The sequence below is a fragment of the Limnobacter parvus genome, from assembly GCF_024623725.1.
Taxonomy (GTDB): Bacteria; Pseudomonadota; Gammaproteobacteria; order Burkholderiales; family Burkholderiaceae_B; genus Limnobacter; species Limnobacter parvus.
In genome coordinates this window covers 331604-355568 of the sequence record NZ_JANKHG010000016.1, presented here as the reverse complement: position 1 = coordinate 355568, position 23965 = coordinate 331604, and the positions used below count along the sequence as shown (strand labels likewise).

General features: G+C 51.7%; 26 protein-coding genes. 9 read left to right on the top strand and 17 right to left on the bottom strand.

The features are described 5' to 3' along the window. Window positions 1-226: 226 nt before the first annotated feature. From NSP04_RS06975 to miaB, 11 genes are all read right to left on the bottom strand, one after another. The gene (locus NSP04_RS06975; protein WP_257511622.1) at window positions 227-787 is read right to left on the bottom strand and encodes a regulatory protein RecX; all 561 of its coding nucleotides are present in this window, start codon (window positions 785-787) and stop codon (window positions 227-229) included. Then, the gene (recA, locus tag NSP04_RS06970; protein ID WP_257511621.1) at window positions 765-1844 is read right to left on the bottom strand and encodes a recombinase RecA; all 1080 of its coding nucleotides are present in this window, start codon (window positions 1842-1844) and stop codon (window positions 765-767) included. The genes NSP04_RS06975 and recA overlap by 23 nt, the downstream gene beginning before the upstream one ends. 61 nt (window positions 1845-1905) lie before the next feature. Further along, complete coding sequence (locus tag NSP04_RS06965; RefSeq protein ID WP_257511620.1) at window positions 1906-2403, bottom strand: CinA family protein; 498 nt, start codon at window positions 2401-2403, stop codon at window positions 1906-1908. Window positions 2404-2421: 18 nt separating this feature from the next. Further along, complete coding sequence (locus NSP04_RS06960) at window positions 2422-2889, bottom strand: phosphatidylglycerophosphatase A family protein (RefSeq protein WP_257511619.1); 468 nt, start codon at window positions 2887-2889, stop codon at window positions 2422-2424. 35 nt (window positions 2890-2924) lie between these two features. Then, window positions 2925-4001: a thiamine-phosphate kinase gene (gene thiL, locus NSP04_RS06955; RefSeq protein WP_257511618.1), complete on the bottom strand. Its 1077-nt coding sequence runs from the start codon at window positions 3999-4001 to the stop codon at window positions 2925-2927. Window positions 4002-4015: 14 nt separating this feature from the next. After that, on the bottom strand, window positions 4016-4516 hold the full coding sequence (gene nusB, locus NSP04_RS06950) for a transcription antitermination factor NusB (protein ID WP_257511617.1): 501 nt from the start codon (window positions 4514-4516) through the stop codon (window positions 4016-4018). After that, window positions 4509-5015, bottom strand: a complete 507-nt coding sequence (gene ribH, locus NSP04_RS06945) for a 6,7-dimethyl-8-ribityllumazine synthase (protein ID WP_257511616.1) — start codon at window positions 5013-5015, stop codon at window positions 4509-4511. Before ribH ends, nusB begins: the two co-directional genes overlap by 8 nt. Next, window positions 5012-6136: a bifunctional 3,4-dihydroxy-2-butanone-4-phosphate synthase/GTP cyclohydrolase II gene (gene ribBA / locus NSP04_RS06940; protein ID WP_257511615.1), complete on the bottom strand. Its 1125-nt coding sequence runs from the start codon at window positions 6134-6136 to the stop codon at window positions 5012-5014. The genes ribH and ribBA overlap by 4 nt, the downstream gene beginning before the upstream one ends. Before the next feature lie 25 nt (window positions 6137-6161). Next, on the bottom strand, window positions 6162-7697 hold the full coding sequence (gene lnt / locus NSP04_RS06935; RefSeq protein ID WP_257511614.1) for an apolipoprotein N-acyltransferase: 1536 nt from the start codon (window positions 7695-7697) through the stop codon (window positions 6162-6164). Next, window positions 7697-8611, bottom strand: a complete 915-nt coding sequence (locus NSP04_RS06930; protein WP_257511613.1) for a CorC family transporter — start codon at window positions 8609-8611, stop codon at window positions 7697-7699. Before NSP04_RS06930 ends, lnt begins: the two co-directional genes overlap by 1 nt. A 62-nt stretch (window positions 8612-8673) precedes the next feature. Beyond that, complete coding sequence (gene miaB / locus NSP04_RS06925) at window positions 8674-10017, bottom strand: tRNA (N6-isopentenyl adenosine(37)-C2)-methylthiotransferase MiaB (RefSeq protein WP_257511612.1); 1344 nt, start codon at window positions 10015-10017, stop codon at window positions 8674-8676. A gap of 162 nt (window positions 10018-10179) precedes the next feature. Between miaB and coq7 the strand changes: the two genes are divergently transcribed. Then, the gene (coq7, locus tag NSP04_RS06920; RefSeq protein WP_257511611.1) at window positions 10180-10866 is read left to right on the top strand and encodes a 2-polyprenyl-3-methyl-6-methoxy-1,4-benzoquinone monooxygenase; all 687 of its coding nucleotides are present in this window, start codon (window positions 10180-10182) and stop codon (window positions 10864-10866) included. Here coq7 and NSP04_RS06915 read toward each other — a convergent pair. Next, entirely contained in the window at window positions 10863-11285 is a 423-nt protein-coding gene (locus NSP04_RS06915) for an OsmC family protein (protein ID WP_008251459.1), read from the bottom strand. The genes coq7 and NSP04_RS06915 overlap by 4 nt on opposite strands. A gap of 536 nt (window positions 11286-11821) precedes the next feature. Here NSP04_RS06915 and rplM point away from each other — a divergent pair. From rplM to NSP04_RS06880, 7 genes are all read left to right on the top strand, one after another. Further along, a complete protein-coding gene (gene rplM, locus NSP04_RS06910) occupies window positions 11822-12250 on the top strand; it encodes a 50S ribosomal protein L13 (protein ID WP_257511610.1) in 429 nt (142 codons plus the stop codon). 8 nt (window positions 12251-12258) lie between these two features. Next, window positions 12259-12651: a 30S ribosomal protein S9 gene (gene rpsI, locus NSP04_RS06905; protein WP_105027036.1), complete on the top strand. Its 393-nt coding sequence runs from the start codon at window positions 12259-12261 to the stop codon at window positions 12649-12651. Window positions 12652-12751: 100 nt separating this feature from the next. Then, a complete protein-coding gene (gene argC, locus NSP04_RS06900; RefSeq protein WP_257511609.1) occupies window positions 12752-13795 on the top strand; it encodes an N-acetyl-gamma-glutamyl-phosphate reductase in 1044 nt (347 codons plus the stop codon). Between the two features lie 119 nt (window positions 13796-13914). Continuing rightward, window positions 13915-14532 carry a DUF6776 family protein gene (locus NSP04_RS06895; protein WP_257511608.1) on the top strand — a complete coding sequence of 206 codons (618 nt, stop codon included), beginning with the start codon at window positions 13915-13917 and terminating at the stop codon, window positions 14530-14532. A 12-nt stretch (window positions 14533-14544) separates the two neighbouring features. Continuing rightward, the gene (locus tag NSP04_RS06890) at window positions 14545-14946 is read left to right on the top strand and encodes a bactofilin family protein (protein ID WP_257511607.1); all 402 of its coding nucleotides are present in this window, start codon (window positions 14545-14547) and stop codon (window positions 14944-14946) included. A gap of 23 nt (window positions 14947-14969) precedes the next feature. After that, window positions 14970-15320 carry an iron-sulfur cluster insertion protein ErpA gene (erpA, locus tag NSP04_RS06885; protein ID WP_257511606.1) on the top strand — a complete coding sequence of 117 codons (351 nt, stop codon included), beginning with the start codon at window positions 14970-14972 and terminating at the stop codon, window positions 15318-15320. A 79-nt stretch (window positions 15321-15399) separates the two neighbouring features. After that, window positions 15400-16299, top strand: coding sequence for an AEC family transporter (locus tag NSP04_RS06880; RefSeq protein WP_257511605.1), 900 nt, complete (start codon window positions 15400-15402; stop codon window positions 16297-16299). Window positions 16300-16844: 545 nt separating this feature from the next. Here NSP04_RS06880 and miaA read toward each other — a convergent pair. The 4 genes from miaA to tsaE are packed head-to-tail and all read right to left on the bottom strand — an operon-like array spanning window position 16845 to window position 21533. Then, entirely contained in the window at window positions 16845-17804 is a 960-nt protein-coding gene (gene miaA, locus NSP04_RS06875) for a tRNA (adenosine(37)-N6)-dimethylallyltransferase MiaA (RefSeq protein WP_257511604.1), read from the bottom strand. Between the two features lie 9 nt (window positions 17805-17813). Beyond that, entirely contained in the window at window positions 17814-19661 is a 1848-nt protein-coding gene (gene mutL, locus NSP04_RS06870) for a DNA mismatch repair endonuclease MutL (RefSeq protein ID WP_257511603.1), read from the bottom strand. Between the two features lie 30 nt (window positions 19662-19691). Next, on the bottom strand, window positions 19692-20990 hold the full coding sequence (locus NSP04_RS06865; RefSeq protein ID WP_371825000.1) for an N-acetylmuramoyl-L-alanine amidase: 1299 nt from the start codon (window positions 20988-20990) through the stop codon (window positions 19692-19694). Window positions 20991-21035: 45 nt separating this feature from the next. Continuing rightward, on the bottom strand, window positions 21036-21533 hold the full coding sequence (tsaE, locus tag NSP04_RS06860; protein ID WP_257511601.1) for a tRNA (adenosine(37)-N6)-threonylcarbamoyltransferase complex ATPase subunit type 1 TsaE: 498 nt from the start codon (window positions 21531-21533) through the stop codon (window positions 21036-21038). Between tsaE and queG the strand changes: the two genes are divergently transcribed. Next, entirely contained in the window at window positions 21532-22617 is a 1086-nt protein-coding gene (gene queG, locus NSP04_RS06855) for a tRNA epoxyqueuosine(34) reductase QueG (RefSeq protein ID WP_257511600.1), read from the top strand. The two genes, tsaE and queG, sit on opposite strands and share 2 nt — an antisense overlap. Before the next feature lie 263 nt (window positions 22618-22880). Here the strand turns inward: queG and purM are convergent, their stop codons facing one another. Then, on the bottom strand, window positions 22881-23921 hold the full coding sequence (gene purM / locus NSP04_RS06850) for a phosphoribosylformylglycinamidine cyclo-ligase (protein ID WP_257511599.1): 1041 nt from the start codon (window positions 23919-23921) through the stop codon (window positions 22881-22883). Window positions 23922-23965: the final 44 nt, after the last annotated feature.

Below are 23965 nucleotides of genomic sequence, written 5' to 3'. Positions count from 1 at the left end.
CACCAAGGCGACTGAACTGACAACATTTTAAAGTGGAAGGTGTTCTTTTTGCGTGACAGCGCAAGCGGGTTCTCGGACATACAGCCGAGGCAAGGACGAGACATGGCGAGCATGCTATGAAGGTTTTTATTCATCTCTTTCTTTGCTTCTTGTGTCGTTGAATAACGCTTCGTTATTGAACTAGACTATCACTTCTATGGAAACACATAAGCCGGGATGAATGATATCACGCATTCGATTTGAACTCAGCTAAAATGCGACGCCAGGCGCGATCGATGTTACCGAACTCAAACCCCCGAGAAGACAAACCCCGAAAAACCTTGGCCTTCAAAGCCATCAACTGGCCTGGTTCTGCAGAACCAGTCTCATCAAGTACCGAGGCAAGCGCAGACAACTGACGACGTTTAATCCAGTCGTAAGCTCGATCTTCTTCAGATTCAAATACTTCGGCGCGAGATTCATCAAATTCGATTGATTTCAGATCACCAAGACCATGCTGACCAAGCTCAGCCGAGATAGCCCGGTCACCGAAAGTAGACGCGCGCCTTCGAAAAAGGCTTAACTTGAACCGGTCATCAGACTGAAACTGGTGGGAAGTGGCCCATTCAATGGCTTGTTCGACCTCTTCAGCCTCATAGCCACGTTGTTGCAGTTTCGCGCGAAGTTCCGACTGACTGTGTTCCCTGCGGGCTAGCAACGCAACGGCTTTTGATTTGGCCGAAGCCAAGGGCTTTTTAGGGCCCAAGGCTGAGGCAAACCGATTTTTACTCGGCGTCTTCGACTTCATTTTTCTTTTTGGAAACAGGCGCGGCTGCAGCCTCTTCCAGCAAGCGAACACCAAGCTTTTCCCGAATCTTGTTTTCGATTTCAGCCGACATGGCTGGGTTGGCCTTCAGGAAGTCGCGGGCGTTGTCTTTGCCCTGACCAATTTTCTCGCCGTTGTAGGAATACCAGGCACCCGCTTTGTCTACAAACCCATGCAACACGCCTAGGTCAACAACCTCGCCCTCGCGAGAAGTGCCTTGACCGTACAAAATGTCGAACTCCGCTTGCTTAAAGGGTGGGCTAACCTTGTTTTTAACCACTTTGACGCGGGTTTCGCTACCGATCACCTCGTCGCCTTTCTTGATTGAACCAATTCGACGAATGTCCAGCCGCACAGATGCGTAGAACTTAAGCGCGTTACCACCTGTGGTGGTTTCTGGGCTACCGAACATGACGCCAATTTTCATTCGAATCTGGTTAATGAATACCACCAGGCAGTTGGTTCGCTTGATATTGGCTGTCAATTTGCGTAGCGCCTGGCTCATCAGACGTGCCTGCAAACCTGGCAAGGAGTCGCCCATGTCGCCTTCAATTTCTGCCTTCGGGGTTAGCGCAGCCACTGAATCGATTACCACCAGATCAACAGAACCTGATCGAACCAAGGCATCTACGATTTCCAGGGCTTGTTCGCCTGTGTCGGGCTGGGAAATCAACAATTCAGGCAGATTCACACCCAGCTTGGATGCGTATTGAACGTCCAGGGCGTGTTCCGCATCAATAAAAGCACAGGTACCACCCAACTTTTGCATTTCGGCAATTACCTGGAGGGTCAAGGTGGTTTTACCGGAAGATTCCGGACCGTAAATTTCGACCACACGGCCGCGGGGCAATCCGCCAATGCCCAACGCGATATCGAGACCCAAAGAACCTGTCGACACTGATTGAATGTCGTCGATTACCTCATTCTCGCCAAAACGCATAATACTGCCCTTGCCAAACTGCTTTTCAATTTGGCCCAGTGCGGCAGCAAGCGCTTTCACTTTTTCTGAGGATTGGTTCTTTGTTCTGAGATCTTCCATGGTTTGCCTTCAACTGGATTGGTTACGATGATCAAATTATTGCACAGTTTTTACTGTAAATCTATACAGCCTTTTTGAGTGATACTTTGGACAGTATGGATAACCCGACTTGTACCGCCTGCTCGCGCACTGAATTTCGATCACCCTCAAAAACATGGTGAAAAGCTTCGATTGATTTGTGGCGAACTGCAAGGCCAAACCACACAGTGCCCACGGGCTTGCCTGGCGAACCACCGCCTGGGCCCGCAATACCGGACACAGACAGGCAACAATCCAGACCAAGAGCAATCATTCCACCATTTGCCATTTCCTTTACACATTCTTCGCTAACAGCACCATGTTGATCGAGAGTCGATTCCCGTACGTACACCGACTTCATTTTCACTTTGTTGGAATAGGTGATCAAACCACCCTCAAACCACTCGCTGGAACCAGCAATACTTGTCAACGCCGCGCCCAAACCGCCTCCGGTGCAAGATTCCACCACGCCGAGTTTTGCCCCGGCCGAAGTGAACGATTCGGCAATTTGAATCAACAGCGCTTGGTTTGAATTGCTCAAAGCGGTTTCCCCGTCGAATTATTGAACAAAGTGAATGTATGTGGCCAAAGTCAATAGGGTGATCAACGCAGCCACGATGTCATCAAACATCACACCAAACCCATTTTTCCAATTTTGGTCGAACCATCGAATGGGCGGCGGCTTCACCATGTCAAAAAAGCGGAAAACCACCACGCAGGCCAATTGCCCCTCCGGGCTGGAAAACTGATTGGACGCGACAAACAGAACTAACCATATCGCAACGATTTCATCCCAAACAATTCCGCCGTGATCTATCACACCCAACGCTTTGCCAGTGACTTGGCAACACACCGCGCCCGCGGCAAATGCAATCAAAATAAGCCATAACCACTGATTGCCGTCCAGATAGGGATCTATCCACACATACAACAACCAGCCCATCAAAGTGCCGAATGTACCTGGCATGAACCACGACAATCCACTGCCAAAACCCAGGGCCACCAAATGCGCTGGGTGTTTTAGCATGAAACGCCATGTGGGCCTTCCGACTGCGGTTTGATTCAAAGCGTAGGCTCTGCAAAATGTTTGTATGAAACGCCAAGCACGCGCTGGCGGCTATGATTGGGCTGACTTAACCACAATCCCTCACCTGCCTCAAGCTGACCGATTCGGCAGAGGGCGGTATTAATCGATTGTATTGCATCCAAGTGAGTCGGCTCTGCTGTGAAGCACAACTCAAAGTCATCCCCACCCTGCAAGGTGATGTTGAGCAAGGTGTCCAAAAAAGTCACACTGCCAGGAAGTTGCGAAAGTTCTGGCCATCGCTTCAACCACACAGACTGCAGCGCATGAACTGCCAGCACGGCCGAGAGGCCACTTGCGGTGGTGATGTGCGCCAAATCACCGCTTAAGCCGTCTGACAAATCCACACATGCGTTTGCTTTGCCTCGCAGGCTTTGGCCCAAATTTACCCTGGGAAAAGGTTGCCGCAAAGCCGCTACAGCAAGTTGTTTAAGGGACTGGGGCATGACTGACAAAAGTTCGAGCACCGATAGAATTTCACTGGACGAATAAAAGCGGGACAAACTGCCAAGCCGTTGATATTCCAGCAAAAGACCCAAGCGGGCCAAACCGGGTGTTCCGCTTACCCACACATCATCTCCAGCTTTTGCAAGGGCGCGATGAAACCCATGGTGTTGGAGCGGCGCTTCGCCGAAAACGGTGATTGAGATGGTTTTTGCCGTGTTTGCACCGGCTGAAGTGGTGTCACCACCCACCAAGGGGCAATTGAACGTTGATGCAATTTCCAACAAACCCGCTGAAAACCCGGCAACCCATGATTCGTCGATCAACGGCAGGCTTAGATTTAAAGTGAAACCGATTGGCTGGGCGCCGCAAGCTGCCAGATCAGACAAATTGCAGGCCAGCGACTTCCAACCCACGGCCGGTGCAGGGTCGTCACTGAAAAAATGAACACCTTCCACCAAAGTGTCAGTGGATACGTAAAGACCATGGCCCGGCATTGGTGCCAGTGCGGCACAATCGTCACCAATGCCTGTCAACACGGAATCTCTGTTGGCCTTGACCAGTGCAGCGAAAGGTGATTTGAAATGGCGGTGAATCAGGTCAAATTCCACAGCACCTCTAGGTGTTAACTGGACTGTGTGTTCGGCTGAATATCGAGCTGCGCCTTGATTTCTGTGTCGCGAGCCTGTGCCGCCACTTTGTCAAGAACGCCGTTCACGAATTTGAAGGCATCCGTGCCACCGAAGGTTTTCGTCAGTTCCACAGCTTCATTGATGACCACACGATAGGGAATTTCCACGTGGGTGTTCATTTCATGACTTGCCAGCACCAAGACCGCCTTTTCAACTGGACTAAGATCAACCCATGGTCGGTCAATAAACGGTTGAATTTGATGCATCAGGCTTTCAAGATGGTGCACCGAACCATGCAACAGCGACTCATAATGTTCACGATCTGCTTTATCAAATCCGGGTGCATCGCGAATGTGTGCATCAATCTCGCCCACTTCGCTTGGGTTTAAGAACCATTGATACAAACCTTGCAGGGCCAGTTCTCGAGACCGGCGGCGCGCATTGCGAGTGTGGCCTTGTCTTTTACCGGTGTCCGGCTTGTGGGCCTCACTCATCTTCTTCAACCTCGTCGTCTGCGCCGGGCAGGTTGTCGTCCAGCGTCATCATCAAATTACCCATTTCAACTGCGCAACGCGCTGCATCCACGCCCTTGTCTTCGATACGCTCTATGGCTTGATCTTCGGTGTAGGTGGTCAACACCATGTTCACTACTGGCACATCGTGGGCCAAAGCCACGCTGGAAATACCACGTGCGCTTTCGCCGCACACAATTTCAAAGTGATAGGTGTCGCCTTTAATTACTGCGCCCAAGGCAACCAGCGCATCAAATTCGCCGGAGAACGCCAGGCGTTGCAGTGCGATTGGAATTTCCATGGCGCCTGGCACCGTGATGTGCAAAATGTCTTCATTCAGCACACCCAAGCGCAGCAATTCGCTACAACAGGCGGCCCAAAGACCGTTCGTAATGTCTTCGTTAAAGCGGGCCTGAACCACACCCACACGAATGCCATCGCCATTTAAATTAGCAGGCACACTTCCTGGACTGTTGCTCATTTCGTTTCTCCGTTGACATAACCTGACACTTCCAGATCAAACCCGGTCATGCTTGGCATTTTCCGTGGTCGCGAAAGCAATTTCATTTTGTTGACACCCAGGTCACGCAAAATTTGCGCCCCGATACCGTAAGTGCGCAAATCCGGGTTGGAACCAGCACCCTTGCGAGCGGTAGTGCCACGCTGCTCAATTTCATCGAGCGAGGCAAACTGGCCCAGCAAGCGATCAGAGGACACATCACAATTCAGCAGCACAATGACACCCGAACCTTCGTCGACCACCTTCTTCATGGCGGCGGGAATAGAGAACGAATGTTCCGATAAATTCACTTCGAGAAAGTCGATTAGCGAAGTGGGTTCATGCACCCGCACCAAGGCTTCAGTGTCCAGGTCGAGTTTGCCGTACACCAGTGCAAAATGCGCACCGCTGGTGGGCTTGTCGCGGTAAGAAATACATTTGAACTTGCCTTGAACGGTTTCGATTTCGCGTTCATGCAGGCGTTCGATCAGCGATTCTTTGGTGCTGCGGTACTGAATAAGATCGGCAATGGTGCCGATTTTTAAATTGTGTTCTTTGGCAAACTCAATCAAATCAGGCAGACGTGCCATGGTGCCGTCGTCTTTCATGATCTCGCAGATTACTGAAGCTGGGCTTAAACCCGCCATGGCGGACAAATCACAACCCGCCTCAGTGTGCCCAGCGCGCATCAGCACGCCCCCGTTGACTGCAGTCAGCGGAAAAATATGACCGGGCTGCACCAAATCCTCAGGTTTGGAATTCTTGTTCACCGCCACACGAATGGTGTGGGAACGGTCTGCCGCTGAAATGCCCGTGGACACGCCCTCGGCTGCCTCAATGGACACCGTGAAATTGGTGCCGTGCGATGAACCATTGGCAGCCACCATGGGGCGCAGGCCCAATTCGCGACAACGGGCCTCGGTCAAAGTAAGGCAAATCAAGCCACGGCCAAACTTGGCCATGAAATTGATGGCTTCGGGAGTGACGAAGTCGGCGGCCAACACAAGATCACCCTCGTTTTCGCGGTCTTCTTCATCGACCAGAATGACCATGCGGCCCGCGCGCATTTCTTCAACAATTTCGTTGATTGGACTAATTGACATGGCTGTGCAGCTTTTTCAGATTGATTTAGTGGGCTCTATTGTAAGCCTTCAAGCGCCATTCACGCACGCACAGCAGTAGAAGGACTACTCCCCATATAGAAAACCACAAGCGATCGCCCAATTTGGCGAAAAATGTTTGACCGATGCGCCCTTCAATTTCACCTGACCACACCATGGCCCGCCCCGCTTGTGCGCGTTCCACCCACTGCCCTTTGTCGTCAACCAAACCCGACAAGCCCGTGTTGGTGGCCCGAAGGCCAGGCTTGCGGTGCTCTGCCGACCGGGTTCGACCCATTTGGGCATGTTGATCGAGTGCCCAAGACTGCCCGAACCAGGCTAAGTTGCTTAAATTGACGAAGAGCGTGGGCTCTCGAGTTGACTTGGCCACCAAGCCAGCGAATTCACCACTGAAAATGTCTTCGTAACAGACGGTGGAGGCCATGGCATTGCCTTTGACCACAAATGGATTCAGTGGGCCGGAACCGGAGGTGAACTCACCCATGGGCATGTTCAACATGGCCACAAACCATTTGAAGCCCAAGGGAATGAACTCGCCGAAGGGCACCAAATGACGTTTGTCATGGCGCTTTGTGGGTACTTCGAGTTCTTCCTCACCTTCGCCTCCATCGAACATGACAATGGAATTGTAGTACCGCGACCCTTCCTGGATGGCCGAGCCCATGATCACCGTGGTTTGTTGTGGGGTCGCAAAGTCGCGAAAACGGCTGCGCCATTCGAGTGGTGTATCGGTCCAAACCAGCGGATTCACTGTTTCTGGGAAAACAAGCAGCCCCCCGCCCTGTTCGTCCAGTTTCTGCTGGGCTACGTCGCCCAAAGCGAATGCTTTCTGCATATTGGACACAATCAAATCGGGATCGAACTTGATGCTCTGGTCCACATTGGTTTGTACCCCCACCACCCGTAATACCCCAGCGCTTTGGGTTTTGATGGGCAATTGAATCAAGACCAATACCGCCACGCCAGTGGCAACGAACACGCCGAATGTGCGTAACTGGCGGCTTAAAAAAATTGAAACCAGCAAATGAGCCAGTACCATAAGCAAAAACAAGCTGCCATGGCTGCCCAACCAAGGCAATAAATTCGCAAAAGGGGAGTCAACAAGCGTGTCGCCCAGACCCAGCCACGCGAAGCCGGTCATGAAAGTGCCGCGAGCCCATTCAAAAAAGGTCCATGCCGCCCCCCACAACAATGCATTAAATACACCGGAATTTGGCGATATGTTTTTTGCCGAAAAACGGCTGTATAGCCACATGGCCAGGGCAGGAAAAAGCGCAAGGTAAAAGGCAAATGCGGCAACAGATGCCCAGGCGAACAACCAGGGCAAACCACCATAAGTGTGAAGGCTGATGTGTAACCATGACACACCCACACCATAGGCGAACCATCCGAATGCGAGCCCCACCAACACGGGCCTTCGGGTTTTAGCGGCGACAAACGGCAGGGCTGTAACCAGCGCAAAACCCAACCACCACAGCGATGTAGGCGCGAATGAAAGCACCCAGGGAGCGCCCAACAGCGCACCAACTATAAAGGAAAACATCAGGAAGGCCTGTGAAGGTCGGCGGTCTCGCTTGGAATCAAAGAGTCAGTGTCTTCAGGCTTGGGCTCAATTTTCTTAACCCGCAGCAAGTGTACCTGCCGGGCGTCAGCGCGAAGCACCTCAAATTGAAAAGGCGGCAACTCAACAAGCTCGCCACGGGCGGGCACACGGGCCAAGTGCTCATTCAAAAGGCCACCCACCGTGTCGGCATGTTCATTGGAATACTCGGTCGCAAAAGTCTCGTTGAATTGCTCAATCGTAGTCAGGGCCTTCACACGATAGAGGCCCGCTTGGTCGCCTCCCAGGCTGAGAATATTGTCAGCTTCTTCGTCAAAGTCGTATTCATCTTCGATGTCGCCCACAATTTGTTCCAGCACATCTTCGATGGTCACCAGACCCGCCACACCGCCGTATTCGTCCACAACCAGCGCAATGTGATTTCTGTTCAAGCGAAAATCATGCAGCAACACATTCAAACGCTTGCTCTCGGGTATGAACACGGCTGGGCGAAGCATGTCGCGAAGATTCACCGCGGAATCGGCATGAATACGCAAGAGGTCTTTTGCCAACAGTACCCCTATGACATTGTCCCGCTGGCCCTCATACACCGGAAATCTGGAATGCGCCTTCTCAACCGCGAAAGCCACGATTTGATCAATGGAATCTTCCGCATTGATGGCGTCCATCTGTGCACGGGGCACCATGATGTCGCCGGCAGACAGATCGCTGACCTGCATCACGCCTTCAATCATTGACAAGGCATCGGCGTCTAGCAAGTTGCGCTCATGGGCTTGTTGAAGCACCTCAAGCAGTTGCTCTCTGTCCTCGGGCTCGCGCAGCAACAGCGAGGAAAGGCGTTCTAGCAAGCCCCGTTCTTTTCTTCCAGGGGTTTGCAAGGGACTCGATTCAGACATACGGGAGGATAAACCTCTGCTAACGATAACGCTTTAAGAATAACCGAAAAAAATGACGAAAATCAGGCAGCTGTTATGGGCACCTGCCCACGCAGAGAGTTGGGGTAGGCATCAACAATGTCAAGTTCAATGATTTGGCCCATCATGCGCGGACTTCCAGCGAAATTCACCACCCGATTGTTCTCTGTTCGACCAGCCAGTTCAGCCGGGTCTTTTTTGGATGGCCCTTCAACCAATACCTTTTGACGCGACCCCACCATTGAAAGGCTAATGCCCGTGGCGTGGTCCTGAATTGTTTTCTGTAAACGGGCCAGCCGCTTGAGTTTGGTGATTTGATCGACACCGTCCTGTAGATCAGCGGCAGGTGTGCCTGGGCGCGGGCTGTACACAAAGGAAAAGGAAGTATCGAAGCCAACGGCATGAATCAAATCCATGGTTTTCTCGAAATCAGCTTCGGTTTCACCCGGAAAACCCACAATGAAGTCAGAAGACATCGACATATTGGGGCGAATTTCACGCAGCTTGCGGATGATGGATTTGTATTCAAGTGAAGTGTAGCCGCGCTTCATGGCGGCCAGAATACGGTCTGACCCCGCTTGAACCGGCAAATGCAGGTGATCCACCAGCTTTGGCAATTTGGCATAAGATTCAATCAGCCGCGGGCCGAATTCCTTGGGATGCGAGGTGGTAAAGCGAATCCGCTCAATGCCGGGCACTTCTGACACATACTCAAGCAGCAGCGCGAAGTCGGCAATTTCAGTGGTGTCGCCCATTTTGCCACGGTAGGCATTCACGTTTTGGCCCAACAAATTGAGTTCCTTCACGCCTTGATCGGCCAAGTCTGCAATTTCAGTGAGCACATCATCAAACGGGCGCGAAATTTCCTCACCCCGCGTATACGGCACTACGCAAAAACTACAGTATTTGCTGCAACCTTCCATGATCGATACAAACGCACTGGCACCGGTGTTTTTGGCCAAAGGCAGATTGTCGAATTTTTCGATTTCAGGAAATGAAATATCAACCTGTGAACGGTGGGTGCTGCGCCGCTTCTGAATAAGTTGCGGCAAGCGGTGCAAGGTTTGCGGGCCGAATACCACATCCACATACGGTGCGCGCTCTACAATCGCTTTGCCCTCCTGGCTGGCCACACAGCCGCCCACGCCGATGATCAAGTTGGGGTTTGATTTTTTCAGGTGTTTTACACGACCCAAATCGCTGAACACCTTTTCTTGCGCCTTTTCACGCACAGAACAGGTATTGAACAAAATAATGTCGGCGTCTTCAGGGGTGCTTGTTCGTTCCAAACCTTCGGATTCGCCCAGCACGTCAGCCATTTTGTCGGAATCGTACTCGTTCATCTGGCAGCCAAAGGTTTTGATGAAGAGCTTTTTCTTGGAAGTCATGGTTTGCCTGAAAAAATGCCACCATGAAGCAGGCCTGCTTCAGGACTGAAACAGGTGCAAACACGGGGACGTTGTAAATCGTTGCGCGTTGGGCCGGATTTTACTTGTATCCCTTGCTAAAATGAAGACTTCGTTGAAAAAACACAGGATTGGTGAGTAGTAATGCCAAATCAACCCCCTAAATTTCTTGGCTTTCGTGGCCTGCCACCGCTTCCCAAACTCCCGTCGCTGGATGCAGTAATCGGCGAAGTGGACAAAGCCTTGAAAACCCTTGCAGCGACGCCAGTGGCGCAACGCCCCAACCCGGCGGGGCGTGGCTTGGCCACCGATCAACTGAGCAATGCTGAAAAAGATCAGGTGATTGGCTTGATGAGGGTGAACCATGTGGGCGAAATTTGTGCACAAGCGCTTTATCAAGCGCAGTCGCTGGCCAGCAATGACCCTGAGAAGAAAGCCTTGTTCGACCACGCGGCCAAAGAAGAGGCAGACCACCTGGCCTGGACTCAGGAACGGCTTGACCAGTTGGGGGCACGGCCCAGCCTGCTGAACCCGTTTTGGTACGGCGGAGCTTTTGCGCTTGGCTTTGTAGCAGGCACGTTGGGCGACAAGGTCAGCCTGGGCTTTATGGCGGAAACTGAAAAGCAGGTGGAAAAGCACTTGAACGACCACTTGGGCCGTTTGCCGGCGGGCGATGTGCAGTCGCGCGCCATTCTGGAGCAGATGCGACAAGACGAAATCGAGCACGGGCAAACCGCCATTGAACAAGGCGCGAATGTACTGCCCATGCCCGTGAAACTGGCCATGACCGCCATGTCGAAGGTCATGACCACGCTGGCACAGAAAATTTAGTCTTCAATAATTTCGTGGGTGAACACCAGCTCAGCCGTTTTGCCCAGCATCGCAGAAGCTGAACAATACTTTTCATGCGACAGCTTGATGGCCCGGTCGACAAGATTGGGCTTCAAGCCACGGCCAATGACCTGAAAATGGAAATTGATTTTGGTGAACACTTTGGGTGCCTCTTCGGCCCGCTCTGCACTCATTTTTACCTTGCAATCGCGAATATCCTGGCCGCTTTTGCGCAAAATCAACACCACATCGTAGGCTGTGCAAGCACCCGTGCCTGCCAACACCACTTCCATGGGACGAGGGGCAAGATTATTGCCACCACCATCGGGTGCGCCATCCATACAAAGCATGTGCCCGCTACCCGTGGTGGCAACAAACGACATCCCGGGTAACCCGGACCAGCTAACTTCCGCTTCCATATCACTCCTCATTTATGATTAACCGCTCATTATGCAGTGCACAATAATTATCAGATCGAACTTGAAAATTTACTCTATTTTGGTTAAATCATTTAACAAATAACCAGTCAGTCACTTTTAAATTTAACAACATATTGTTTTTAAACAATATTTTAAAACCTTTTTAAAATTGTGGAATAAGTTGCTATTTTCGGACAACAGAACCACACTCTTGCGCCGCAACAGAAAACTCTCTAGAATTTGAATTGTAGTCACATGGATGAACCACAAACACACTGTTTCAGAGCTTCTTCCACTGTGCAAAGTTGTCTCCTCCACCCTCCTCCTTTGGTGGATTAAACCCAAGCGCCTCACAGTGCTTGGGTTTTTTTTATTCTGAAGACCAAAAAGTTTAACCGAAAGCATAAAACTTTGCTAAAATCGCGGGTTACCTGTTGGGAGAGCCCTTCGGCTGCCGACCTGCAAATTAATTGTGGGCTGCATGTACAAGTGGGGAGACAGGTAAAAAAGCACTTTTTTATCTTTAAGGAAAAATCATGAAAACCTACTCAGCGAAACCCGGTGAGGTTAAACAAGAGTGGTTTGTGATCGACGGCACCGACAAGGTGTTGGGACGTGTAGCCAGTGAAGTTGCACGCCGCCTCCGTGGAAAACACAAACCTGAGTTCACACCGCACACCGATACAGGCGACTTCATTGTTGTTGTTAATGCCGGTAAATTGCGCGTTACAGGCACCAAAGGCCTGAACAAAAAGTATTTCCGCCACTCTGGTTACCCAGGCGGTATTTACGAAACGAACTTTGACAAGATGCAAGAACGCTTCCCCGGCCGCGCGCTGGAGAAGGCAGTGAAAGGCATGTTGCCAAAAGGTCCTCTGGGCTACGCGATGATCAAGAAATTGAAGATCTACGCTGAAGCAGAGCACCCGCATTCCGCACAACAACCCAAGCCACTTGATATCTGAGGTGAACCATGATTGGTGAATACAATTACGGAACCGGTCGCCGCAAAAGCTCAGTGGCCCGTGTTTTTATTAAGAAAGGTACCGGCCAGTTCATCGTGAACGGCAAACCTTTGACTGAATACTTCGCTCGTGAAACTGGCCAGATGGTTGCTCGTCAACCTTTGGTACTGACCGAAAACGTTGAAACTTTTGACATCAAAGTCAACGTGCGCGGCGGCGGCGAAACTGGTCAGGCTGGCGCAGTTCGTCACGGATTGACACGTGCCTTGATCGACTTCGACGCTGAGCTGAAGCCAACTCTGTCCAAAGCAGGTTTGGTTACGCGTGACGCTCGTGAAGTTGAACGTAAGAAAGTGGGTCTGCGTGGCGCGCGTCGTCGCAAGCAGTTCTCAAAGCGTTAATCAACAAATTACGCTTACACCCAGCAGCCCTCCCAGCTGGGTTACAATCGAAAGCCGCACAAATGTGCGGCTTTTTTTCTTTCCAGCACAAGGATTACACATGATCAAGGTAGGCATTGTCGGCGGAACCGGTTACACAGGCTCTGAACTTCTTCGCCTGTTGGCTCTGCACCCACAGGCTGAACTGAAGGCAATTACATCGCGTGGTGAAGTAGGCCAACCAGTGGCTGACATGTTTCCGGCGCTGCGCAAACGTGTGAATATTGCTTTTAGCGAACCCACATTTGAATCATTAAAAAACTGCGACGTGGTGTTTTTTGCAACACCCCATGGCGTGGCCATGGCCCAATCTGCAGAACTGGTAAAAGCAGGTATTCGTGTTGTGGACCTGGGAGCTGATTTCCGACTAAAGAACACAACCGAATTTGAAAGATGGTACGGCATGCCCCATTCGGAGCCTGAATTGCTTGGCCAAGCCTGTTACGGTCTGGTTGAATCGGCTCGAGAAGAATTAAAAAAAGCAAAGCTGGTGGGCTTGGCCGGTTGCTACCCCACGGCGGTTCAATTGGCACTGAAACCACTGATTAGCCTGACAGCCCCACTGATTGATGAAAGCAATATTATTGCGGACTGCAAATCGGGTGTTTCAGGCGCAGGTCGCAAGGCTGCTGTGGGCTCATTGTTTTCAGAGGCGGCTGAAAGCTTCAAAGCTTATGGTGTTAGCGGCCACCGCCATTTGCCTGAAATTGAGCAAGGGCTGGAATTGATTTCAGGCCGGAAAATGCAAATTACTTTCACACCGCATTTGGTGCCTATGGTGCGCGGCATTCTGGCCACCACCTATGTGAAACTAAGCGAACTGGGCAAGAACACTGACATTCAGGCCCTTTACGAGAAGCACTATGCCGATGAATATTTTGTGGATGTAATGCCTATGGGGTCACTACCAGAAACAAAGTCTGTGCGTGGATCCAACTTTGTACGGATTGCATTGCACCGCCCGCAAGGTCGCGACACATTGGTGATTGTTTCTGTCATCGACAACTTGGTGAAAGGTGCCGCAGGGCAAGCGGTTCAAGCCATGAATGCGATGTTTGATCTACCCGAAAACATGGGGCTTGAACAATTGCCCGTTTCACCTTAATAAAATAGGGACATTAAAGTTTGAACCCGAAGAAAACCCATCATTCACGCCGAACGCTGCTACCGGGAGTTCAACGCTCCTCCCGGTTTGCATTTGTCTACGGCCTATTGCTCGGGTTGATGCTGTTGGCCGCAAGCGCTGCATTTGCCATGTGGGGACCAGAAGACAATTTCATTCAAAAGCTTTTCTCCACCCAAGAAATAGCAGTGTTGAATGATCAACTGACCGAATTGCAAGCTACAACACGTGAATTGCAGGATGAAATTGCGCGCACCAACGAACTGGTAAAACTTGACAAAGAAGCGCTTGCAAAACTCAGCCTGTTGATTACCAACCTTGAATCTGAAAATGCAAGGTTAAAAGAAGACTTGGCTTTTTTTGAAGGATTTATTCCGGGAAGCTTGCAAGGCGCCATATCCTTGAAACGGTTACAGGTCAATAAAGACACCGTTCCAGACCAATACCGCTACAAAGCCCTTGTAATTCAGGGCAGCCAACGTCCGGAAATTACCCTGAATGTGCAGGTTCTGATTAAATTGTTGAACAAAGAGGGAAGCGATGTCATAGTTTTACCGAACGCTGACTCGTCTAACGACCCCCAATACAAAATCAAGCTAACCCGGTTTTCAAGGGTGTCGGGAACATTTTCCCTGCCGGAAGGCAGCAAATTGCTTAGCGTGGAAATGAGAATTTTGGATGCAGGCGCGATACGAGCTCAATCCACCATCAAACTTTGAAGGGGTTTAATCATGTTTTCTAAGAAGAACACCAAACGGCTTTTGCCCATACAGAGTTTGGTTGGAGCAGACATGCAACTCAAGGGCGACCTTCGCTTCAAGGGCGGTTTGCGAATTGATGGCGAAGTAGACGGCAATGTGATTGCGGATGAAAGTGCACAATCATTGCTGGTCATATCAGAAACAGGAAAGGTTCGGGGCAGCGTGCGTGTTGGGCATGTGGTAGTAAGTGGATTGATTGAAGGCCCTATTGAAGCAAATCAGCTTCTTGAACTGCACCCTTCCGCAAACGTCTCAGGTGACGTAAGATATAGGGCATTGGAGATGCATCCAGGTGCTGTTGTAGATGGTACATTGCATCACGAGAGCGAAGAAGTGATGCCGGGTAAGCTGGCGCTGGCATCAAGCAAGTAAATCCAGCAAATAGGCAGGACAAGATGGACGTAACGACAGAACAACCCAGCGTATTGGTTTTCACTGACGCAGCCGCAGGCAAAGTGCGCGACCTGATTAGCGAAGAAGGCAATCCGAACCTAAAACTGCGCGTGTTCGTGCAGGGAGGCGGATGCTCTGGTTTCCAGTACGGCTTTACTTTTGACGAAGACGTGAACGAAGACGACACAGCCTTGGACAAAGGCGGCGTGACACTTCTGATCGACTCGATGAGCTACCAGTACCTGACTGGCGCTGAAATCGATTACAAGGAAGACATCAACGGTGCGCAGTTTGTGATCAAAAATCCAAATGCTACGACGACATGTGGTTGCGGCTCATCGTTCTCGGTTTAATTTGAAACCGGGTAGAGCCTGATCGACAAAACCCACCTTCGGGTGGGTTTTTTTATTGACACAACGAATAACACCTAAAGTGTCTCCACTTCTACTTTTCCCCGACTTTGCCATCATTGCGCTGGGCTACCTGCTGCGACGCTTCTGGATGGCTCCTGCCGCTTGGGTCACCATCGAAAAACTGGTGTATTTCGTACTGTTCCCTTGTTTGTTGTTTTTCTCGGTGGTATCCAGTAATTTCAACGTGAACACTGTGGGTGCTTTTGCACTGGGTGGGCCAACAATCATCGCGGTGGCATTTCTGTTCGGTTGGCTAGGCTTGCTGGTCAGCAAAATGGGGCGGGTGGATTTTGCCTCGGGACTTCAAACAGCTTATCGGTTTAATTCTTACATTGGGCTTGCTTTGGCCAGCCGCCTGGGCGGGCAATCGGCAGTGGCCAACCTGGCCATCCTGTTGGCGCTGGGTGTGCCACTGTGCAACGTGCTAGCCGTGGGCACAATGAGCAAAAGTGGCCGGCTGGGTGCTTTTCTCGACATTCTGAAGAACCCCTTGATCATTGGCACCAGTTTGGGAATTGTGGCCAAGTTGATGGGCTTTCAGGTTCCTGAGCCCGTGATGTTGACGCTGGAACGGCTGGCTCAGGCTGCGGTGTCGCTCGGCCTGTTGGCGGTGGGTGCGGGATTGGTGTTTTCAGGCTTGAAGGGCAACTGGGCCGTGTCGGTTTGGTGGTTAAGTATCAAGTTGCTGGTTTCGCCTTTGGTGGCGGTGATGTATGCACACTTCACGGGTTTGCCTTCGGAACAAGCCATGGTGCTGTTGGTGTTCTCGGCCATACCATCGGCTTCGAGTGCTTATATTTTGGCAGCGCGAATGGGCGGCAATGCGCCGCTGGTTGCTTGCCTGATTTCCATGTCGACTGTGGGGGCGGCGATTACCCTGCCCTTGGTGTTTGCGGCTGTGCAGCGATTTCCGCTTTGACCTGTGAAATGAAACCATGGCGGTTAAGCCAACCCGTCTTGGATTGCCAGTTCCGCACTGAAAACCGCTTCATCCCTTTTTGAACGAGGACATTCAATTCACCCAAGCCCGACAAAAAAGATGGTCGGGTCTTGGGTGTCGCCTGTAGGCGAGCATTGAAGCCTTCATTCAAACGGGGCGGTTTTCTTGAAGTGCGAAACAAGCAAACCCACTGCCGAGTTGGTTGAACCAACGGTAGCGAATCAACGCCGTGTGCGCCAATCGCGCGTGCGTGATCAATCACCGACGAATTTTCAGCGCAGATGTTAGCCCAATCGGCAGCGAGATCCCAATCGCTTCGCCATAAAGAAAACCTGCCCGTTTGACTCAGCGCCCTGCGTGTGCCCGCAGGGCAACACCGAAGCTCGGCCATTATTTTTGCCGAGTTCGGTGAGCAGTGCGATGAGATCAATAAGGGATCAACAGATTTTCAGGCGAAGTATTGGGACTCGCGCCGATTGGGTGTTTAACTCGCATCGATTTAGGCAGTCAGCCAAGCCGCAGAACTATCTTGGCAACAACAAGTCCATTTGCCGCTGAATCCACGGTTTCGCAGACACCAACCAATCCGTCTGAAGAGGGTCAACGACTTCTTTATTTGCAGTGGAACGCAACCAGGTTATTTGCCGTTTGGCCAATTGCCGGGTGGCTGCAACGCCCCGGTCAATCATTTCCGTGCGCGTGCTTTGCCCATGCAAATGCTCCCACACCTGCCGATAGCCCACACACCGCATGGAAGGCATGGTTTCGTCCAACACATAGTTGTGGCGCAGCTCGATCACCTCATCAATCAAACCTTGCTCTAGCATATTGAGGAAGCGATCTTCGATGCGCTTGTGCAACACCGCGCGGTCAGAGGGCTCAATGGCCAAAGTCGGAATAACCGCATCGGCTTGCTGGCTTCGCTGATGAAAGCTCGACAATGGTTTTCCGGTAATTTGAAAAACTTCAAGTGCGCGTTGCAAGCGCTGGGAATCATTGGGCTTCAAGCGCTCTGCTGTCACAGGGTCAACCGCAGCAAGCTGCGCATGAATGGCTGGCCACCCTTCCTGCAAGGCCTGCTGCTCAATGGCTTGGCGTATTTCTGCATTGGCTGTGGGCAAATCATCAATACCGCTCACCAGGGTTTTGTAATACATCAAGGTGCCGCCCAGAATCACGGGTACTTTGCCACGGGCACGAATGTCAATAATTAACGCATGGCATGCGGTAACAAATTCGGCGGCGCTGAAAGTGTCGCTTGGGCTGATGATGTCGATCAAGTGGTGCGGCACCACGGCCAATTCTTGTGGCGTGGGTTTTGCAGTGCCGATGTTCATGTCGCGAAAAACCAGCGCGGAATCTAGGCTGATAATTTCAATCGGAAAACCTTGGTCGGCCATCCACAATCCCAATGCAGACTTGCCCGATGCAGTGGGCCCCAACACAGCAAGTGCCGGAATGTTTATGCATTCCTGTTCAGCCACACATTCCCCCTACTGACCGCGCAAAAACCACTTGTCCATCTCAGACATACTGAAATGCCGCCAAGTAGGCCTGCCATGGTTGCATTGGTCTGAACGCTCGGTACGCTCCATGGAACGCAGCAAGGCATTCATTTCAGGAATGGTCAGTTTGCGATTGGCGCGCACTGCGGTGTGGCATGCAAGCCCGGCCAGCCATTCATTTCGTTGGCGTTCCAGTACATGGGCAACACCATACTGGTGAAGGTCTTCCAGCCATTGCTGAAGCAGCGCCGAGAGGTCTTGACCCGCCAGCATGGTGGGCACTGCACGCACCGCAATTTCTTGCGTGGAAATTAAACTCAACCTGAAGCCCAGCTTTTCCCAAAGGTGCTGCCCGTTGTCCACCTCGCTGGCCAGCCGCGGGTCAATTTGAACCAGCAAAGGGACCAGCAGTTCTTGAGACGAAATGGTTTCCTGAGTATCCAGTGCATTCTTGAATTGTTCATACAACACACGCTCGTGTGCAGCGTGCATGTCGACCACCACCATGCCATCGGGCCGCAAGGCCAGAATATACACGCCATGCACCTGGGCAATGGCTTGTCCCAAATACTCAGATTCCTCGGCTGAACTGGGTTGCGGCTCAGCAAAAGCTGTTTTGGGCTGCGCGGTAATTTGTGTAGGCCGAGGTGCGGCTTCCAGCGGTCTGTAGGCCTGAATGTAATCAGCCAGTTCTTCGCGTAGAAACGGCAAAGCTGCGCTTTTGGGCTGCACTTGAACCGCTTGTTGGTAAGCACTGCTTGAGGCACGCCAAGTGTTGCCTACATTGCTTGAATTTTCAGCCACTGGCTGTGCTCCAGCCACTGGTTCGCTCAATGGCGCCACAGCCCGAGAAGGTGCAAGGCTGGCCTGAATGGAATGACGCACCCACTGGTGCACTGCACGCGCATTGCGAAAACGCACCTCCGTTTTGGCGGGGTGCACATTCACATCCACTTCAGTGGCCGGCAAATTCAAAAACAACACAAAGGCTGGAAATTTGTCACCGTGCAGCACATCTTCATAGGCGGAACGCACAGCGTGGTTGATCAGCTTGTCTTTCACAAACCGGCCATTCACATAGAAATATTGCATGTCGCCCTTGCCCCGGGCTGCATCGGGCAGGCCGATTGCACCATGCAACTGCATATCGGCCACTTGTACATCAATCGGTTTGGACGCACCGTTGGCCATCGCTTCCAGAATGCTGAACACCCGGGCGCTCCAGCTGCTTTCCTGAAAACGGCTTTGTAGTTTTCCATCGCGGTACACCAGCCAGTTCACTGCCGGGTTGGCCAAGGCCATGCGCTTGACTACATCCAGACAATGAAAGAATTCCGTTTGTTCAGTTTTTAGGAACTTGCGGCGGGCTGGTGTGCTGAAGTACAAGGATTGAACATCGATCGTGGTGCCAGGGCTGGCCGGTGATGGCTCGATTTGCCAAGCGCCGCTGTGGTTGCTGATGCTGTAGGCGCATTCCTGCCCTTGCGGGTAGCTGCTTAAAGTGAACTGGCTGACCGACGCGATTGAAGCAAGCGCCTCGCCGCGAAAGCCAAGGCTCATCACGCTTTCAAGTTCATTCAAAGATTGAATTTTTGAGGTTGCGTGCCGCGTTACTGCCAATTCAAGTTCGTCTTTGGGAATACCTTTGCCGTTGTCTTGAATGCAAATGCGCTGAATGCCACCACCGTCGATGCGAATGGTAATTTCAGTGGCACCCGCATCAAGCGAATTCTCAAGAAGCTCTTTTACAACAGACGCAGGGCGATCAACCACCTCGCCAGCGGCAATCTGGCTGATCAGTACATCGGGTAACAGGGAAATTGGGCGCTGGTTCATCCGCCCATTATAAGTGGCTGAACGCCGCTTTTAGGTTAGCGGGGTGCGGGCCACAGGCGGGTTCTTGGCGAAGTAGTTCGCAATGCCTTTGGCAATGGCTTCCGCAAGCTTTTGTTGATGCGCGGCATTGGTTAACTGCTTTTCTTCGGCCGGGTTACTAATGAACGCTGTTTCAATCAATATTGACGGAATATCCGGTGCCCTTAGCACAGCAAAGCCTGCCTGCTCCACACGGGGTTTGTGCAAGCGGTTTACCTTGCCCAAATTGCCCAACACGGCGTCGCCCAGCTTCAAGCTGTCGTTAATTTGTGCGGTGGTGGAAAGGTCGAGCAACACCTTGGCCAGTTGTGCATCGGTGCCTTTGATGTTCACGCCACCGATCAGATCCGACGCATTTTCCTTGTTGGCAATCCACTTGGCCGCGGTGCTGGTTGCTCCACGTTCGGACAACACGTAGACCGAAGATCCACCGGCGGTGGGGCGTATGAAGGCATCTGCATGAACAGACACAAACAAATCAGCATTCACGCTGCGGGCTTTCTTGACACGTGTGTTCAGAGGCACAAAAAAATCACCATTGCGGGTTAGCATTGCCCTCATGCCTGGCATCTTGTCGATTTCTGTTTTCAGGCGTTTGCTGATGGCCAGCACCACATTCTTCTCGTAAGTACCACCCTTCCCAATTGCGCCGGGGTCTTCACCGCCATGACCCGGATCAATCGCCACGGTAATCATGCGCCTTACTTCGAACTTGGGCTTGGAATTGACGGGTGCATTGGGTTCAGTTTTCGCTACTTCAGTGTTAGGCGCACTGCCAGCTGAGCCGCTTTCCAACTTCAATGTGCCATTGGTTTCGGCTTCAGCCAAACGCAAGGCGCGTGAAATCTCGTCCTCGCGCAGCATCGGGTCTTCTTTTTGCAGCAAGGCAAGCAATGGGTCGTTCGGGTACTTGGGATAAAAATCAACTACGAATCGGTTCTTGTATTCAGCAATGGGTTCTATCGTGAAAATTTCGGGTTTCACTTCGGTTTTCAGGTCGAACACCAAACGCACAGTGTTGGCGTCGTACTGCGCCACTCGAATTTGCTGAACGAATGGGTCATCTGCCTGCAAGCGGCTTGTAAGGTCTTTCAGCGTGGTGTCCAGGCGCATGTCGAGCAGGTCGATCACCATGCGCCACGGGTTTTCAATCAGAAAATGTTTGTACTTGATGGCGCCAGCATGTTCCAGCGTAACGCGAGTGTATTCATCGGCGGGCCACAGGCGAACGTCCACAAACTTCACCAGATCGGCGGCAAAGGCACCCACAGGGATCAGCTTCAGGAGCATTCCTGCTCCAACAGTTTTCAACAAGTCGCGACGCGAATTCATAGGCTATTGTTGTTCGTTCAGTTGTTCTACCAATGTTTGCCCTTTCACAGAAAGGGCGCTTACTTTAATGCGCCGCCCTGTTGATTCAGGGTTGGCCTGCGGGCCTGGTTCAAGCTTATAACTCAAACTAATTTCAAGATCTGCATCGGGAAGTAAACCACCCGCTTTCTCCGGCCACTCGACCAAGCAGATGGCATTTTCCTCAAAGTAATCCCGAAAACCCGACTCTTCCCACTCATTCTGATCGAAGAATCGATAAAAATCAAAGTGATACACAGAATAATTCGAGAAATTGTAAGGTTCTACCAACGTGTAGCTTGGACTCTTTATTGCGCCTTGTACACCCAAAGTGCGCAAAAAAGCCCTTACCAGCGCTGTTTTTCCTGCGCCCAAGGGACCGGAAAGGTAGATGCGAAGCGGGGCTTGGGCCAGTTTGGCCAACTTTTCCCCTACACTGTGAGTTGCGGCGTCATCGGGTAAATAGCGGGTATAACTTTTCATGCAGGCTCATCAAGAACAAGAGAACTGGGCGTTGTTGCAAAGTGTAGCCCAAGCACAGGGCTTGGACTGCATGGGGGTCAGCGACACCAATTTACAAGCCTGCAAGCCCCATTTAAAAGCATGGCTTGACCAGGGCATGCACGGCGAAATGGCTTATATGGAGCGCCATGGACTCAATCGCCTGAATGCTGAGACGGTGTTTCCCGGTGCGATTCGAATCGTATCACTGCGAATACCTTACGTACCTGTAGAAACGTTGAACCAACCTGATGCGGCGACATTCACCGAGAAAACCCTGAGTGAAATCGAATCACGCAAGAAACCCTATGTAAGTTTGTACGCCAGGGGGCGCGATTACCACAAGGTGATTCGCCAGCGCTTGAAACGGTTTGCCGATGCCGTGAATGCCGAAGTGGCGGGGTTTGGGTTTCGCGTGACTGTAGACAGCGCACCCACTGCCGAGGTGGAAATTGCACGCAAGGCTGGGCTGGGTTGGCGTGGCAAACACACCTTGTTGATTCACCCTGATGAAGGTTCGCTGTTTTTCTTGGGCGAAGTGTTTACCAACATGCCTTTGCCAGTCAGCAATTCATTTGAGAAAAACCACTGCGGCACCTGCAACAGCTGCATGACCGCCTGCCCCACCCATGCAATTGTGAAACCCTACCAAGTGGATGCACGGCTTTGTATTTCATATTTAACAATTGAACATGACAGTGAAATACCTGTTGAACTGCGCCCACTTGTGGGCACCCGCATTTACGGTTGCGACGACTGCCAATTGGCCTGCCCGTGGAACAAGTTTGCCAAACCGGCGCAATATGCTGACTTCAATCCACGCAAAGAATTTAATCAGCCTGACTGGTTTGCGATGATGCGCTGGACCGAAGACGAGTTTTTGAAACTGACCGAAGGCAGTGCCATTCGGCGAATTGGTTACAAGCGTTTCAGACGTAATTTGGCAGTGGCCGCAGGCAACAGCGCAGGCGTTGCTGGGATGCAGGAAGCTTTGTTGAAAATGCGTGAAAGCGCAGATGCTTTTTTGGCTGAGCACATTGATTGGGCACTGGGTCGGGTGAATTGAGCAGTTGAATTGAGCTCGAAGTGGTAATACTCATTCAAACCTGAACCCAGTCCAATTCGCTTGGCATCAAGGTTTGGCCCACCGTTCGGCCTGCGAAGAAATGGATTGGCCTGAAAGGCCCCGAAAGCCGCCATTGCGGTTCCGGAATCCATTTCAAGCGGGGTAAGAACGGGTGTTTTAGGGCGAACCAGCCAAGCAAGTTGGGCTGGTTCAGGTTTGAACTGGTGCTACATCAACGAGCAATTTGCTACGTCAATACGCGTTTATTTAGCAGGATTAACGATCGTATGCGCTTCACCATCTACACGTGGGCGAACCACGCCAACTTGGTAAACCTTCTCGCCTGCCGCACTCAACAAATCCATGGCCGCCTTCGCTTGTTCTGCGGGCAGCACCACAATCATGCCAATGCCGCAATTGAACACGCGGTTCATTTCATCGAACGGTACTTGCCCGTTTTGTTGCAGCCACTTGAACAATTCTGTTTCGGGCCAGGTACCACGGTCTAGCTCCGCCACCAAATTGTCGGGCAACACGCGGGGAATGTTTTCTACCAAACCACCGCCTGTGATATGCGCCAAAGCATGCACGGGCACTTTCTTGATCAGCTCCAGCACAGGTTTTACATACATGCGCGTGGGGGCCATGATGGCTTCGCGGAGTGGCATGCCATCGCACAGCTGGGTCAAATCTGGCTTGGCACGTTCCAGAATTTTGCGCACCAGCGAAAAACCATTGGAATGAATACCGTTGGAGGCCAAACCTAAAATTACATCGCCTGCTTTTACTTTGCTGGCATCCAGAATTTCAGACTTTTCAACAATGCCCACTGCAAAACCAGCCAAATCGTATTCACCATCGGGGTACATGCCGGGCATTTCAGCAGTTTCACCGCCAATCAACGCGCAACCAGCCTGTTCACAGCCGTAAGCAATACCACCCACCACGCTGGCGGCCGTTTTTACGTCCAGCTTGCCGCAGGCGAAATAATCAAGAAAATAAAGAGGCTCAGCACCCTGCACCAGAATGTCGTTGGCGCTCATTGCCACTAAATCAATGCCCACGGTGTTGTGAATGTTCCATTCAAACGCCAAACGCAGCTTGGTGCCCACGCCATCGGTGCCGGACACCAGCACAGGCTCTTTAAAGCCCTTGGGCACTTCAAACATGGCGCCAAATCCGCCAATACCTGCCAAAACGCCAGGGCGCATGGTGCGTTTGGCCAAGGGTTTGATGGCATCTACCAAATCGTCACCAGCTTGCATGTCGACGCCGGCGTCTTTGTAGGTCAAGGGAGAATTCATTGAAATTCAATCCGAAAAATAGTGGGGCTGGTTGCTTGCTTCAG